We start from the raw sequence: 14,046 nt of genomic DNA on the forward strand, positions 1-14,046 counted from the left end.
TACGCGGCTGATGATGCCGTTTCTACGAACTTTCTGAATCGAGTTGTGGAGACCTGTGTCACACCTGCGCGAGAGCGGCTTCCAGACGGGCGACGGGGGAGGCCAGGTTGTACGTCGCGGCCAGCTCACGCAGGCGTGCCTGGTCGGCCGGAGCGCTCGGCAGAGCGGTGCCGGTGCGGTCCAGCGGGATGTCCCGAGCGACCGCCACGACCTTCGGCGCGACCGCCAGATAGTCGACGGCGTCGATGAACTTCTGCCGCTGCGCCTTGGTGATCGGGGTGGTCGGGTCGGCGACGGCGGCGATGATCCCCTCGAGGTCCCCGTACTGCTCGAGCAGCTTGGCGGCGGTCTTCTCGCCGACGCCCTTCACGCCCGGCAGTCCGTCGGAGGTGTCGCCGCGCATGGTGGCGAAGTCTGCGTACTGCCCGGCGCTGATGCCGTACTTGGCGAGCACCCACTTCTCGTCGACCAGATCCGGGTCGCTCACGCCCCGGGTCGGGTAGAGGATGCGTACGCCGGCAGCGTCGTCGACGAGCTGGAAGAGGTCGCGGTCGCCGGTGACGACGTCGACCGGCATCCCCGCGCCGGTCGCGAGGGTGCCGATCACGTCGTCGGCCTCGTAGCCGTCGGCGCCGATGACGCAGATCCCGGCAGCGGCGAGCACCTCGCGGATGATCGGCACCTGCACCTGCAGCGGGTCGGGGACCTCCTCGACGTCCGGCGCCGTCTCGAGCTCCTCCACCACCCGGTGCGACTTGTAGGACGGGATCAGGTCGACCCGCCACTGTGGTCGCCAGTCGTTGTCCCAGCAGCACACCAGGTCGGTGGGGGAGTAGTCGTTGACCAGCCGGGAGATGAACTCCAGCAGACCACGGACGGCGTTGACCGGAGTGCCGTCCTCGGCTCGGATGTCGGGCACGCCGAAGTAGGCGCGGAAGTAGAGCGACGCGGTGTCCAGCAGGAGCATTCGAGGTTCAGCCACGAGTGAAGCCTAGTGAATGGCCCGCGTCGTGTCGGCTGGGTCGGACGAGAGTCGCTGCGCGAGCCAGATCGGCGCGACCGAGACGACGATCATGACGACCGCCACCACGTTGACGATCGGCGCCTGACCGGGGCGGAACAGGTTGGTCAGGATCCAGACCGGAAGCGTGGTGACGCCGGGGCCCGCGGCGAAGGTCGTCACGATGATCTCGTCGAAGCTGAGCGCGAACGCCAGCAGCCCGCCGGCCAGCAGCGCCGAACGCAGCTGGGGGAGCGTGACCAGCCGGAACGTGGTCCACATCCCCGCCCCCAGGTCGGCGGAGGCCTCCTCGAGGTTGCCGCCCATGCGCCGCAACCGCGCCTGCACGTTGTTGAAGACGGTCACGATGCAGAAGGTCGCGTGGGCCACCACGAGCGTGAAGAACCCCAGGCGTACGCCGAGGATCGAGGAGAACGCGTTGGACAGCGCGATACCGGTGACGATGCCGGGCAGGGCGATCGGGAGCACCACCAGCAGGTTGACGGTGTCCCTCCCGAAGAAGGAGTAGCGCTGCATCGCCAGGCCGAGCAGGGTGCCGAGGAGGAGCGCCATCACGGTCGCGCACGCGGCCACCGTCAGTGAGGTGAGGATCGCGTCGTGGGCTCCCGGGTTGACCGCCGCCCGCTGCCACCACTGGGTGGTGAAGCCGCTGGGCGGCCAGGTCAGCGCCTGGGAGGTGTTGAACGAGTTCACCACGACCAGGGCGAGCGGTGCGTACAGCATGGCGAGCACCAGGGCGGTGATCACGGCGAGCAGGCGCCGGGTCGATCTCGAGATGGTCATAGGTTCTCCAGAGCTCCGGTGCGGCGTACCAACGCCAGGTAGATCATGATCACGACGATCGGGATCAGCGCGATCGCGGCGGCCAGCGGCAGGTTGGACCCCGAGTTGATGAAGACGAGGTTGCCGAGCATCTGGTTCGCGCCGCCGACGATGTTGACCGTGATGTAGTCGCCCATGGTGAGCGAGAACGAGAAGATCGAGCCCGCCACCAGTCCCGGGACGACCAGCGGCAGCACCACCGTGCGGAACGTCAGCGCCGGCCGGGCACCGAGATCGCCGGCGGCGTCGAGCAGCGAGTCCGGGACACGTTCATAGGCCGCGTAGACGGGCAGGATGACGTACGGAAGCCAGATGTACGCCTGGGTGAGCACGATCGCGGTGAGGCCGAATCCCGGGGTACCGAGACCGACCAGGCCGCCGGCCCAGTCCAGCAGTCCGCCGTTGGACAGCAGCGAGCGCCAGGCGAGCGCCTTGACGAGGTAGGACGCCCACAGCGGCGTCAGGAATGCGATCACCAGCAGGTGGCGTGAGCGCCGCGAGGCGACCTTGGCCATGTAGAAGCCGACCGGCAGCGCGATCAGGCAGTCGATGAGCGTCACCAGGAGCGCCACGCCGATGGTGCGCAGCGTGATGGTCCGGTAGAGCGCCTGACCGGTGATCTCACGGATGTTGTCGAGGGTGAAGGTGCGCTCGAGCTCGTTGGTGAAGGAGTCGATCGTCCAGAAGGCCGTCACCAGCAGCGCGGCGAGGGCGACGACGTAGACGAGCACCAGCCAGGTGAGGGGTGCGGCCAGCAGGAGGCCGAGGCGGAACCCCGGCCTCCTGCTGAGCGTGCTGCTGACAGAGCTCAAGGTCACCCCTTGATCTCTGCCCAGGCCTTGGTCCAGTCCTGGTAGTCGGTGCACTTCACGTCGGTCCGGCCGTCCAGGCACTTCTCGATCGGCGTGTTCCAGAACCAGATCTTCTCGGCGTACTCCTCATCGCCGGCGTGGAAGGTCTCGCAGTGGCCCTCGGAGGCGAACTCGCAGGCCTTGTCCGAGTTGGGCGCCTCGCCGAAGTACTCCGTCGCCTGGGCGTTGATCTCCGGGTCGGAGATGTGGTTGAGCCAGGCGTAGGCGCAGTTGGGGGACTTCGCGTTCGAGGAGATCATCCAGGTGTCGTTCCACCCGGTCGCGCCCTCGGAGGGGAGGATCGCCTCGACCGAGGCCTTCTTCGGGTCGATCAGGTTGGCGATCACCTGCCAGGTGGTGCCGACCACGGTGTCGCCGGTCTCGAAGGAGGCCTGCGTCTTGGTGTAGTCCGACCAGTACTCACCGACGGAGGCCCGCTGCGACTTGAGCAGGTCGACGGCCGCGGCGAGCTGCTTCTCGTCGAGCGAGTAGGGGTTCTCGATGCCCAGGTCGGGCTGGTGCGCCATCAGGTAGACCGCGGCGTCGGCGATGTAGATCGGTGAGTCGTACGCGGTGACCTGGCCCTTGTGCTTCGGCGCGTCCTCGAAGACCGCCTTCCAGGACGTCGGAGCCGGAGTGACGTCCTTGGTGTTGTACATCAGCAGGTTCGCGCCGTAGCCGTGCGGGATGCCGTAGTTCTTGTCGTCCACGGTGTTCCACTCGCGGTCCTTGAGGAAGTCGTAGATGCCCTCGTAGTTGGGGATCAGGTCGGTGTTCACCTCGGCCGCCTCGCCCGCCGCGATCATGCGCAGGGTGAGGTCGCCGGAGGCGGCCACGACGTCGTACTCACCCGACTTGGCCAGGTTGAAGGCCTCGTCCGAGGTGCCGTAGACCTTCGCGGTGACCTGACAGCCGGTCTCCTCCTCGAAGCCGGAGACCCAGTCGACCTCCGGATCGGTCGAGCCGTCCTCGACGTAGCCGGGCCAGGCCAGGATCGAGACCTCGCCCTCGTTCTCGCCGAGCTTCTCGACCGCTCCGGTCGAGGAGTCGCCGTCATCGCCGCCACAGGCGCTCAGCGTGATCAGGGACAGGGCCGCGAGGGCGCCCCCGATGGTGTGTCTGGTTCGGATGTTTCGCATGGTCAACCTCTCTGGTGTTCTCTCTGGCTCATCGGTGTTGCACGGCACGGGACGAATCGGTGCCCAGGGGGACCAGGTCGCCCGGCGACCAGGAGGCGACCACGCGGTCGCCCCGAGACTCTGGTTCGGAGGCATCCGGGTGCAGCGAGCCACGGCTCTGCTCGAGGGCGACCAGCCTGGTGCCGTCCTCGAGCTCGATGTGGACCCGGTGCCCGGTGCCGATGTAGATGGACTCGGTGATCACGCCGGCGGCGGTCATCGCGCCGAGCGGGGCGCTCGCGGTCTCCGGAGACAGCAGGATCTTCTCGGGCCGCAGCGCGAAGGCGCCGTCCATCTTCAGCATCCGCTTCGACGCCTGCTCGTCGAAGACGTTGGAGGTGCCGACGAAGTCGGCGACGTACTGCGAGGTGGGTCGCTCGTAGATCTCCTTCGGCGTGCCCAGCTGCACGATCCGGCCGCTGTCGAAGACCGCGATCCGGTCGCTGAGAGTGAGCGCCTCCTCCTGGTCGTGGGTGACGAAGACGAAGGTGATCCCCAGCTCGCGCTGGATCTGCTTGAGCTCGACCTGCATCTGCTCGCGGAGCTTGAGGTCGAGCGCGCCGAGCGGCTCGTCGAGGAGAAGCACCCGAGGACGTACGACGATGGCGCGAGCCAGCGCCACCCGCTGCCGCTGACCTCCGGACAGCTCGGTCGGCTTCCGGTTCGCGACGTGGCCGAGGCGGACCATTTCCAGCGCCTCGCGTGCCCGGGCGCTGCGCTCGGCCTTCGGGACGCCACGCACGCGCAGGCCGTACGCCACGTTCTCGAGCACGTTGAAGTGCGGGAAGAGCGCGTAGTCCTGGAAGACGGTGGTGACGTCGCGGTCGAAGGGCGCCAGGGCGGTGACGTCCTCGCTGCCGAGGCGGATCGTGCCGGAGTCGGCGTGCTCGAAGCCTGCGATCAGGCGGAGCACCGTCGTCTTCCCGGAGCCGGAAGGCCCGAGCATCGAGAAGAACTCACCATCGCCGATGGTCAGGTCGAGGGCGTCGACAGCCATCACGTCGCCGTACGCCTTGGTCACAGCTTCGAGCTGGATCTGCGGAGATTCGGTCGGTCCCATTGCTGAATCATATGGAACCAGATCTTAGATTTTAAAGGGTATCTGCGTAAGTTCTTTGTAAACCCACTCGAAGGAGGAGCCCGATCGTGGCCAACGCCCGTGCGATGACCTCGCGCGCCCGGTCGGCGATCTTCGCGCCGATCGGCGACGAAGGCAGAGCCGTACGTGTCGAGAACCGACTGGCCGAGGCGATCCGCTCCGGCGTGCTCGCCGACGGCGACCGGCTACCGAGCGAGCAGGAGCTCGCCCAGATGCTGGGCGTGGCGACGGTGACCGCCCGGGAGGCGCTGGTGTCACTGCGGGCACAGGGCCTGGTCGTGACGACCCGAGGCCGCGGCGGCGGCTCGTTCGTGCGCGCTCCCGATCCCGGCGACGTCGTGAAGGGGCGGCTCGCCACCATGTCGCGGGTGGAGCTGCGGGACCGGGCGAGTCTCTATCAGGTCGTGCTGACCGGCTGTGCGGAGCTCGCGGCCGAACGAGCGGCCCCTGACGAGGTCGAGGACCTCCAGGACCTGCTGATCCCGATGGGCGAGGACGACGTAGGCCGGTGGCGCGATGCGGAGAGCGAGCTCTATCTCTCCGTGGCGGCGCTGACCCAGTCGGCGCGCCTCACCCGGGAGGTGGTGCGGCAGGAGGCCGACTTCGGTACGTTGCTGCGAGTGCCGCTGAGCGAGTCGGACTTCCGTCAGGCATCCGCCGCGCGGCATCGGGCGCTCGTCGCCGCGCTGGAGATGGGCGATGTCGCTGCGGCGCGGGGGAGCGTACGCGACCACGTGACCCACGCCGTTGAACGTCTGACCGAGATCCATGAGGTGGTACGACCGTGAACACCGATGTGTCGGCCGACTGTGCCGTCCGGATCGAGCAGCATTTCGGTTCCATCCTCATCGAGCTCGAGCGGGTGCGCGCCGAGGTCGGCGCGCTCTTCGCCGCGGGACCGGTCACCTCGGACGAGCTGATCGCGCAGGTCGAGACGGGGACGCTGGCGTTCCTCGAGGACCCAATCCTCTTGGGTGGCGGGTTCGTCGTCGCGCCGGACGCGCTCGTCGACCGGCGGCACTACCTGGCCTGGTGGCAGGGTGCCGGCCGCGACTTCCTCGGGGACGCAGTGGTGCCGGCGACGGGCGAGGTCCTCGACTACACCCGTCAGCCGTGGTTCCGGATCCCGGCGCGCACCGGAGCGCTGCACCTCGCCGGGCCCTACGTCGACTTCGTCTGCACCGACGAGTACGTCATGACCACGACGCTGCCGGTCTACGCGGGCGGGCGGATGGTCGGCGTAGCCGGCGCCGACACCTCGGTCGAGACGCTGGAGCGGATGCTGCTGCCCGGCCTGCGCGAGGTCGGTGCCACGCTGGCCAGCTCGCACGGCCGGGTCGTCGTCTCCGCCGACCCGCACCTGGCCACCGGCGAGGTCATGAACGCCGTCCGCGACGAGGCCGTCGACGGGCGGTTGCTGTCGGTCGTCCAGCCTTCTGCGGACGGTCACGGCGAGCTGAAGACGCTCGCCGGATGGCCCCGCTGAAGCCGGAAATCTTTCGACATCAACTACTTTTCTGGACGTTGCGGCGGAGATATTGCTGTTATGGGTACGCTGTCGCCGTGACTGCACCTGAGATCGAGGCCACCGACCGTAAAATCCTCCAGCTTCTTGCGGAGGACGGCCGGATGTCCTACACGGACCTGGGCAAGGCGACCGGCCTGTCGACCTCGGCGGTGCACCAGCGCGTCAAGCGGCTCGAGCAGCGTGGTCTCATCACCGGCTACGGCGCCACCGTCAACTACGCCGCGATCGGGGTGCCGCTGACCGCGTTCGTCGCGGTGCAGCCGATGGACCCCTCGCAGCCCGACGACTGCCCCGAGCGGGTCGCCGACCTCCACGAGGTCGAGGCATGCTGGTCCATCGCAGGCGTGGAGTCCTACATGCTCAAGGTGCGCGTCGCCACGCCCGAGGCGCTCGAGGAGCTGCTCGGCCGGATCCGCTCGGTGGCCAACGTGTCCACGCGTACCACGATCGCGATGTACACCTACTACGAGAACCGCCCCACCATGACGCACTGAGACCCGGCGCCCAGCGCCGGGTCCCAGTCACGCTCGGGTCACTCTGCGTGCGTACGCCACCACTCCTGGCCCGACTCGGGCAGGGTGTGGATCGGGTCGTAGTACTCGTAGGTCCTGGTCAGCGCCTCGGGGTCCGAGGCCTCGATCGAGGTGCGGTAGTTCTTGGTCCAGTAGGAGATGCCGCGCTCGGTGTCGTAGTCGGCGATCTGGTGGACCCAGCGCTTGCCGACGAAAGGTACGTCGCACACGATGCGCGGGGTGGCGAACCCGGGCAGGTAGCCCATGATGTCGTGCTGCAGCCGCTGCGCCTCGGCGACCGAGACCCGCCAGTGCTCGCTGAAGGGGATCATGTCGCACATGTAGAAGTAGTAGGGCATGATCTGCGCGCCGTCGAGCAGGCGGAAGCTCAGGTCGAGCAGGCTGTGGCTGTCGGCGTTGACGCCGGCCAGCAGGACCCCCTGGTTGCGTACGTCGCGAACCCCGGCCGCCAGCAGCGCCTTGGACGCTTCGGCGACCAGCGGAGTGACCGAGTTGGCGTGGTTGGCGTGGGTGTGGATCGCCAGCGAGACGCCGCGCTCCCTGGCGATGGTGGTCACCCGGTTCATCCCCTCCAGGAGCGGCTCCTGGAGCCAGTGCTGGGGGAGGCCGATCAGGCCCTTGGTGGCCAACCGGATGTCGCGGATGTTGTCGATCGCCATCAGCTTGGTGAGGAAGTCCTCCAGCCGCGGCCAGGGCAGGTTGGCGACGTCGCCGCCGGAGACGACCACGTCGCGCACCTGCGGGGTGTTGCGGAGGTATTCGAGCATCGCCTCGTGGCGGTCGACCGGCTTGCCGGTGAGCTTGAGCTTGTCGATGACCGGGGTCGAGTTGCCGACCAGGTCCATCCGGGTGCAGTGACCGCAGTACTGCGGGCAGGTGGAGAGCAGCTCGGCGAGCACCTTGGTCGGGTAGCGGTGGGTCAGACCCTCGGCGACCCACATGTCGTGCTCGTGCAGCGAGTCACGGCTCGCCTGCGGGTGTGAGGGCCAGTCGGTGCGGCGGTCGGAGAAGACCGGGATCATGTAGTGCCGGATCGGGTCGGCGTAGAACGCTGCGGTGAACTCTTCGCCCGCGTCCGCGCCGGAGGGGACCATCGTGTTCATCATCTGCGGCGGCACCAGCATCGACATCGTCGCGCGCTCGGCCATGTCCTTCTCGAGGTCGGCGTAGAACCGCTCGTCGAGAAGATCGCCCATCAGCGTGCGGAGCTGGCGGACGTTCTTGATGCAGTTGACGCGCTGCCACTGCACGTCGCGCCACTGCTCCTCGGTGATGTCGGCCCAGCCTGGGAACCGGGTCCAGTCGGGTTCGACCAGCTCTACGCGCTGGTAGGCGTAGGGCTGTCCGTCTCGGGTCGTAGGCTCGATGGTTGCCGTCATGTTCTCCACCATAGCGGGAGATCCTGCGGCATCTGCAACCATCGGCCGCAATTCTTCCCGCAACCGCTGGTAGGGTCCGCCGTGAGATGGACGCAAGGAGGCATACGACGATGACCACTTCTGACCCGACAGGCCTGCACCGGGTGCTCGATGAGCCGGTGGGCGGCTCGTTGCCGCTGCCCCAGGCCGCCCGGAGACTCGACACCCGCAAGACTTTGTGGCCCGATGAGGTGCGGATCCGGGTGGAGCGTCTGAACCTCGACGCCGCCTCGTTCCGGCAGCTCGAGTCCGCACACGACGGCGACGGAGAGGCCGTACGCCGCGAGGTGCTCGGCATCGTCGCCGAGCGCGGCAAGATGCAGAACCCGGTGACCGGCTCGGGTGGCATGCTCGTCGGTGTCGTCGAGGAGGTCGGACCCGAGTCGCCTCTGGGCCTGAAGGTCGGGGACCGGGTCGCGACCCTGGTGTCGCTGACGCTGACGCCGTTGGTGATCGAGGACGGGCTCGCCGGCTGGGGCGGTGACTCCGAGCAGGTGCCGTGCGACGGCTACGCCATCCTCTTCGGCCGCTCGATCGCAGCGGTCCTGCCCGACGACCTGACCCCCGAGCTCGCGCTGTCGGTGATGGACGTGTGCGGTGCCCCGGCGCTGACCCGGCGGGTCGTCTCGGAGCGCTATGCAGGCGGTGTCGTCGCGGTGATCGGTGGCGGCGGCAAGTCCGGATCGCTGTCGCTGGCCGCAGCCCGCGACGCGGGAGCCGGCCACCTGATCGGCATCGTCCCGACCGAGGCCGAGGCCGAGCGGCTTCGCGACGCCGGCCTGGCCGACGAGGTCGTGATCGCCGACGCCCGCAACCCGGTCGCGCTGCGCGACGCGGTCACCAAGGCCGGCGGACCAGCCGACGTCACCGTCGTCTGCGTCGACGTACCCGGCTGCGAGGGAGGCGCCATCCTCGCCACCGCCGACCGTGGCACCGTCATCTTCTTCTCGATGGCCACCTCCTTCTCCGCCGCCGCGCTCGGCGCCGAGGGTCTCGCCGCCGACGTCACGATGCTCGTCGGCAACGGCTACGTCCCCGGGCACGCCGCCTACGCCCTGGATCTTCTCCGCGCCAATGCCGGGGTCCGGGCACTGTTCGAAGGAAGACTGGAACTGTGAGACTCGAACTGGACCCACGCACGATCGCCCAGGCCCGCGCGCTCGCGGCGAAGGTCGGCGACCCGATCGTCGAGATGGCCAAGAAGCACACCACGGTCGCCGTCGAGCGAGCGACGCTGCGCCTGGCCGGGCTCGCCGGAGCCGACCCGGACGGCACCCCATGGGTGAACCACCTGGTCGACGCGGTCCGCGCCGACATCGGGCTGGAGCACGGCGTCGCGCTGCCGGTGTGGCAGGCGCTCAGCGCCTACGACAACGATCTGGCCCGCCTCGCCGAGGAGGCCGCCGCCGGACAGGTGACCTTCCACCTGCCCGAGGGCGCCGAGGCCGAGCTGGCCGCCAAGCACGCCCGCGAGGCGGTCGGGGTCGGCATCGCCCGCCTCGACGCCAGCCGGGTGGCCCGCGAGCGGATGATCGCCGAGATCGGCGACGCCCCCCGCAAGCCGTGGATCTACCTGATCGTCGCCACCGGCGACATCTACGAGGACATCCCGCAGGCGCAGGCTGCCGCGCGCGAGGGCGCCGACATCATCGCGGTGATCCGCTCGACCGGCCAGTCGCTCCTCGACTACGTGCCCGAGGGCGCCACCCGGGAGGGGTTCGCCGGGACGTACGCGACCCAGGAGAACTTCCGGCTGATGCGGGCCGCGCTCGACGAGACGAGCCGTGAGCTCGGCCGCTACGTGCGGCTCACCAACTACGCGAGCGGGCTCTGCATGCCCGAGATCGCCGCGCTGGCGGGTATGGAGCGGCTCGACATGATGCTCAACGACTCGATGTACGGGATCCTGTTCCGCGACATCAACCCGGTGCGTACGTTCGTCGACCAGCGGCTCTCGCGCCAGATCCACGCGCGGGCGGGGATCATCATCAACACCGGCGAGGACAACTACCTCACCACCGCCGACGCGGTCGAGGCGGCGCACACGGTGACCACCTCGCAGCTGCTCAACGAGTACTTCGCCAAGGAAGCCGGTCTCGAGGACTGGCAGCTGGGCCTGGGCCACGCCTTCGAGATCAATCCCGACGTACCGGACTCGTTCCGTCTCGAGCTCGCGCACGCGCTGCTGGCGAAGACGATCTTCCCCGACGCCCCGCTGAAGTGGATGCCGCCGACCCGGCACATGACCGGCGACATCTTCAAGGGCTACCTGCTCGACGGGTTCTTCAACCTGGCCGGCGCGATGACCGACCAGGGCATCCTGCTGGTCGGGATGATGACCGAAGCCGTGGTGACGCCGTGGCTCTCCGACCGCGACCTGGCCCTGCAGAACGTCCGGTACGTCATGGAGTCGGCCGGCAAGCTCGGCGAGGACTTCCACCCCGCTCCCGACGGCTTCATCGCCAACCGGGCGCGCGAGGTGCTGGGGGAGTCGATCGACCTCCTCGGGAAGATCATCGACGAGCCCAACGGGCTGCTCGACGCGATCGCGGACGGCACCTTCGGCCTGATGAAGCGCCCCGCCGACGCCGGCAAAGGCCTCGAGGGCGTGGCCGAGAAGTCCTCGGCGTACTACAACCCGGCGAGCACCATCTTGGAGGGTGAGGAATGACCATCATCAGGCCGTACGGCGACACCACGGGCGACGGGATGGTGCAGCTCTCCTTCACGTTGCCGATCAAGCACTCGAAGGTCGCCGACGGGGCAGCGCTGCAGCTGGCCAACAAGATGGGCATGGAGCCGGCGATGGTCGTCCACTCCAAGCCGATGGGCGACGACTTCACCTTCTTCGTCGTCTACGGACAGGTGAACCATCTCGTCGACACCGACAAGGTGCAGGTCGTCGAGCGTGACTTCCCGCTGCTGACGCCCAAGGAGGCCAACGCGGTGATCAAGGAGACGCTGCGGCGGCCGATGGTCGTCGTCGGCGCCTGCATCGGCACCGACGCCCACACCGTCGGGATCGACGCGATCCTCAACATCAAGGGGTTCGCGGGGGAGAAGGGGCTGGAGTACTACAAGGAGATCGAGGTCGTGAACCTCGGCGCCCAGGTCTCGGTGCCCTCCCTGGTCGAGGCCGCCGTCACCCGGCGCGCCGACGCCGTGCTCGTCTCCCAGGTCGTCACCCAGCGCGACGCGCACCTGCTCAACACCCGGGAGATGTCGGCGGCGTTCCGCGAGGCCTACCCTGCGGGGGAGCGGCCGCTCCTGGTCGCCGGCGGTCCGCGGTTCGACGAGTCGATGACCGCCGAGCTCGGCGTGGACCGCATCTTCGGCCGCGGCACCACTCCCGCCGAGGTCGCCTCCTACCTCGTCCACCGCACCACCTCGAAGGAGCCCGCGGCATGAGCAAACCCGAGATCGGCACCAAGGTCGTCCACCGCCGCTACGTGCCCTACTCCCACGCCCACTACGCCGGGAACCTGGTGGACGGGGCGTACAGCCTGGGCCTGTTCGGCGACGTCGCGACCGAGATGTGCATCCGCACCGACGGCGACGAGGGTCTCTTCGCCTCCTACGACGACGTGCAGTTCAAGGCACCTGTGCGTGCTGGCGACGTCCTGGAGATCACCTGCGAGCTGATCAAGGCCGGGACCCGGTCCCGGGTGATGGAGTTCGCCGTGTACGTCGTGGCCCGCGGAGCCGCGACCGAGGACCGTCCTGGGGCCGCGGAGATCCTGGGGGTGCCGCTCCTGGCCACCTCGGCGCGCGGTACTGTCGTCGTTCCGTGAGCGCCGTAACGCGTACGCGCAGGCGACACGCCGACGTTCCTCGATAATTCGTCACTTTCTCGCGCTCCGCAGGCTGTGGTTGACCTGCGAAAACATATGTTTCCGCAGGTCAGAGCCGTGTTGACTTCTGCGGAGCCAGCGGGTGATGGTGGCAACGTTCGCCCATGCAGAGTTGCGGTCGGCGGACCGGCGCTCGACGAATCGGGTCGGGGGGTGTCGAGCCAGGCATGCCTTCGACGCGTTTTCGTGGGCGCGGTCAACGGCCGCGAGGGCAACGCGGGAGGGCCAAGGCGCCCTTAGACAACGATCGTCCCCCTGTCGCCAGCAGGGATCGGAACGGCCCGAAGAACGTCTTGCTCCTCCCGCGCTCTGTCTGTGATCGCCTCGCCATCGCACCGCCCCGATCGATCTGTCCCGCTCGATCGGGGATCTTGGGATCAACCGGTGGGCGGATATCCTGTGATCTCCACCCCCATTCCTTGACAAGGCCGGCGTACGTGACGAACGAGCAGCTTCCACCCTGGACCGAGATCGGCCGGGCGGTCATGGTCATCCCGACCTACAACGAGGCGGACAACCTCGCCTGGATCGTCGGGCGGCTGCGCAAGGCGCAGCCACGTGTCGATGTGCTGATCGTCGACGACGGCTCGCCCGACGGCACCGGCACGATCGCCAACGAGCTGGCCGACAACGACGAGCAGATCCACGTGCTGCACCGCACCGAGAAGGCCGGGCTGGGGGCTGCGTACCTGCACGGGTTCGGCTGGGCTCTCGAGCAGGGCTACGACGTCGTGGGGGAGATGGACGCCGACGGCTCCCACCAGCCGGAGGAGCTCCACCTGCTGCTCGAGGCGCTCACCTCCGCCGACCTGGTGATCGGTGCCCGCTGGATCCGCGGCGGCTCGGTGGTCAACTGGCCGCTGTCGCGACGCGTGCTGTCGGTGGGCGGCAACTTCTACGTCCGGCTCCTGCTCGGCATCGGCGTCCACGACGCCACCGCCGGCTACCGCCTCTTCCGGCGTACGACGCTGGAGAAGCTGCAGCTGAACAGCGTCGAGTCGACCGGCTATGTCTTCCAGACCGAGATGGTGACGCGTACGCTGCGCGCCGGCCTGACCGTCAAGGAGGTCCCGATCCAGTTCATCGAGCGGGTCCGGGGCGAGTCGAAGATGAGCCCCGCGGTGGCCGCCGAGTCGATGCGCCGGGTGACCCGCTGGGGCTTGGCCGAACGCCGCGACCAGCTGCTCCGCCTGCTGCGCCGATTCGGGCTGGACCGTTTCGTGGGAGGCCGTCGATGACGACGCGTCGCCGCCGGTTCTCCTGGGTGCTGGTGCTCCTGTTCCTGGTGATGCCGCTGGCCGAGCTGTTCGTGCTCATCCAGGTCGGCCAGGTCATCGGCGTGTGGTGGACGATCCTGCTGCTGGTCGCCGACTCGATCTTCGGTGCCTGGCTGATGCGCCGCGAGGGCTCCCGAGCCTGGTCGGCGCTGTCCACGGCGCTCTCCTCGGGCAAGCTCCCGTCCAACGAGATCGCCGACGGCGCGCTGATCCTGCTCGGTGGCGCGCTGATGCTCAGCCCCGGGTTCGTGACCGACATCTTCGGCATCGTGCTGATCCTGCCGTTCACCCGGCCGTTCTTCCGCCGCATCCTGGCCAAGGTCGTGCAGAGGCGCCTGGTCACCGCGACGATGCCCTCCACGTTCGGTGCCGCAGCCCGGCCGCGCAACGACGACATCGTCACCGGCGAGGTCATCGACAAGGACGCCTCCTAGCCGAGACGTCACCTACGTCGGCCGAGATGTCACA

General features: G+C 68.5%; 15 protein-coding genes. 9 read left to right on the forward strand and 6 right to left on the reverse strand.

From position 1 onward, the window contains the following. Window positions 1-58 precede the first annotated feature (58 nt). Genes ACW14X_RS00740 through ACW14X_RS00760 form a run of 5 tightly spaced genes read right to left on the reverse strand, consistent with a single transcriptional unit; the run spans window position 59 to window position 4,932 of the window. On the reverse strand, window positions 59-967 hold the full coding sequence (locus ACW14X_RS00740) for a 5'-3' exonuclease (RefSeq protein WP_160028863.1): 909 nt from the start codon (window positions 965-967) through the stop codon (window positions 59-61). A 24-nt stretch (window positions 968-991) separates the two neighbouring features. After that, entirely contained in the window at window positions 992-1,804 is an 813-nt protein-coding gene (locus tag ACW14X_RS00745) for an ABC transporter permease (protein WP_160023475.1), read from the reverse strand. Continuing rightward, window positions 1,801-2,661, reverse strand: coding sequence for an ABC transporter permease (locus tag ACW14X_RS00750; protein ID WP_457164356.1), 861 nt, complete (start codon window positions 2,659-2,661; stop codon window positions 1,801-1,803). Before ACW14X_RS00750 ends, ACW14X_RS00745 begins: the two co-directional genes overlap by 4 nt. Next, entirely contained in the window at window positions 2,658-3,833 is a 1,176-nt protein-coding gene (locus ACW14X_RS00755) for an extracellular solute-binding protein (protein ID WP_160023479.1), read from the reverse strand. The genes ACW14X_RS00750 and ACW14X_RS00755 overlap by 4 nt, the downstream gene beginning before the upstream one ends. Window positions 3,834-3,861: 28 nt before the next feature. Then, window positions 3,862-4,932, reverse strand: a complete 1,071-nt coding sequence (locus tag ACW14X_RS00760; RefSeq protein WP_457164357.1) for an ABC transporter ATP-binding protein — start codon at window positions 4,930-4,932, stop codon at window positions 3,862-3,864. Window positions 4,933-5,018: 86 nt separating this feature from the next. On the opposite strand from ACW14X_RS00760, the gene ACW14X_RS00765 reads away from it, so the two are divergent. The 3 genes from ACW14X_RS00765 (at window position 5,019) to ACW14X_RS00775 (ending at window position 6,993) form a co-directional block, all read left to right on the forward strand. Further along, window positions 5,019-5,759: a FadR/GntR family transcriptional regulator gene (locus ACW14X_RS00765; RefSeq protein WP_350844554.1), complete on the forward strand. Its 741-nt coding sequence runs from the start codon at window positions 5,019-5,021 to the stop codon at window positions 5,757-5,759. Continuing rightward, entirely contained in the window at window positions 5,756-6,457 is a 702-nt protein-coding gene (locus ACW14X_RS00770) for a cache domain-containing protein (RefSeq protein WP_457164358.1), read from the forward strand. Before ACW14X_RS00765 ends, ACW14X_RS00770 begins: the two co-directional genes overlap by 4 nt. A gap of 77 nt (window positions 6,458-6,534) precedes the next feature. Continuing rightward, window positions 6,535-6,993: an Lrp/AsnC family transcriptional regulator gene (locus ACW14X_RS00775; RefSeq protein ID WP_457164359.1), complete on the forward strand. Its 459-nt coding sequence runs from the start codon at window positions 6,535-6,537 to the stop codon at window positions 6,991-6,993. A 38-nt stretch (window positions 6,994-7,031) separates the two neighbouring features. Here the strand turns inward: ACW14X_RS00775 and ACW14X_RS00780 are convergent, their stop codons facing one another. Beyond that, a complete protein-coding gene (locus ACW14X_RS00780; protein ID WP_457164360.1) occupies window positions 7,032-8,411 on the reverse strand; it encodes a KamA family radical SAM protein in 1,380 nt (459 codons plus the stop codon). A 110-nt stretch (window positions 8,412-8,521) separates the two neighbouring features. On the opposite strand from ACW14X_RS00780, the gene kdd reads away from it, so the two are divergent. The 6 genes from kdd to ACW14X_RS00810 all read left to right on the forward strand — a co-directional run bounded on the left by kdd (window position 8,522) and on the right by ACW14X_RS00810 (window position 14,012). Beyond that, entirely contained in the window at window positions 8,522-9,568 is a 1,047-nt protein-coding gene (kdd, locus tag ACW14X_RS00785; protein WP_160023489.1) for an L-erythro-3,5-diaminohexanoate dehydrogenase, read from the forward strand. Then, window positions 9,565-11,121: a lysine 5,6-aminomutase subunit alpha gene (kamD, locus tag ACW14X_RS00790; RefSeq protein ID WP_350714077.1), complete on the forward strand. Its 1,557-nt coding sequence runs from the start codon at window positions 9,565-9,567 to the stop codon at window positions 11,119-11,121. Before kdd ends, kamD begins: the two co-directional genes overlap by 4 nt. Next, on the forward strand, window positions 11,118-11,858 hold the full coding sequence (gene kamE, locus ACW14X_RS00795; RefSeq protein WP_160023493.1) for a lysine 5,6-aminomutase subunit beta: 741 nt from the start codon (window positions 11,118-11,120) through the stop codon (window positions 11,856-11,858). Before kamD ends, kamE begins: the two co-directional genes overlap by 4 nt. Beyond that, entirely contained in the window at window positions 11,855-12,241 is a 387-nt protein-coding gene (kal, locus tag ACW14X_RS00800) for a 3-aminobutyryl-CoA ammonia lyase (protein ID WP_457164361.1), read from the forward strand. The genes kamE and kal overlap by 4 nt, the downstream gene beginning before the upstream one ends. Window positions 12,242-12,786: 545 nt before the next feature. Then, window positions 12,787-13,539, forward strand: a complete 753-nt coding sequence (locus tag ACW14X_RS00805) for a polyprenol monophosphomannose synthase (protein ID WP_201451318.1) — start codon at window positions 12,787-12,789, stop codon at window positions 13,537-13,539. Further along, window positions 13,536-14,012, forward strand: a complete 477-nt coding sequence (locus tag ACW14X_RS00810) for an FxsA family protein (RefSeq protein WP_350844542.1) — start codon at window positions 13,536-13,538, stop codon at window positions 14,010-14,012. Before ACW14X_RS00805 ends, ACW14X_RS00810 begins: the two co-directional genes overlap by 4 nt. The last annotated feature ends 34 nt before the right edge of the window (window positions 14,013-14,046 follow it).

The organism is Nocardioides sp. YJ-D4, from assembly GCF_054031495.1.

Coding starts and splice junctions, on each gene's coding strand:
- ACW14X_RS00740 (WP_160028863.1), bottom strand. CDS start 967: ATGCTCCTGCTGGACACCGCGTCGCTCTACTTCCGCGCCTACTTCGGC.
- ACW14X_RS00745 (WP_160023475.1), bottom strand. CDS start 1,804: ATGACCATCTCGAGATCGACCCGGCGCCTGCTCGCCGTGATCACCGCC.
- ACW14X_RS00755 (WP_160023479.1), bottom strand. CDS start 3,833: ATGCGAAACATCCGAACCAGACACACCATCGGGGGCGCCCTCGCGGCC.
- ACW14X_RS00760 (WP_457164357.1), bottom strand. CDS start 4,932: ATGGGACCGACCGAATCTCCGCAGATCCAGCTCGAAGCTGTGACCAAG.
- ACW14X_RS00780 (WP_457164360.1), bottom strand. CDS start 8,411: ATGACGGCAACCATCGAGCCTACGACCCGAGACGGACAGCCCTACGCC.
- kdd (WP_160023489.1), top strand. CDS start 8,522: ATGACCACTTCTGACCCGACAGGCCTGCACCGGGTGCTCGATGAGCCG.
- kamE (WP_160023493.1), top strand. CDS start 11,118: ATGACCATCATCAGGCCGTACGGCGACACCACGGGCGACGGGATGGTG.
- kal (WP_457164361.1), top strand. CDS start 11,855: ATGAGCAAACCCGAGATCGGCACCAAGGTCGTCCACCGCCGCTACGTG.
- ACW14X_RS00805 (WP_201451318.1), top strand. CDS start 12,787: ATGGTCATCCCGACCTACAACGAGGCGGACAACCTCGCCTGGATCGTC.
- ACW14X_RS00810 (WP_350844542.1), top strand. CDS start 13,536: ATGACGACGCGTCGCCGCCGGTTCTCCTGGGTGCTGGTGCTCCTGTTC.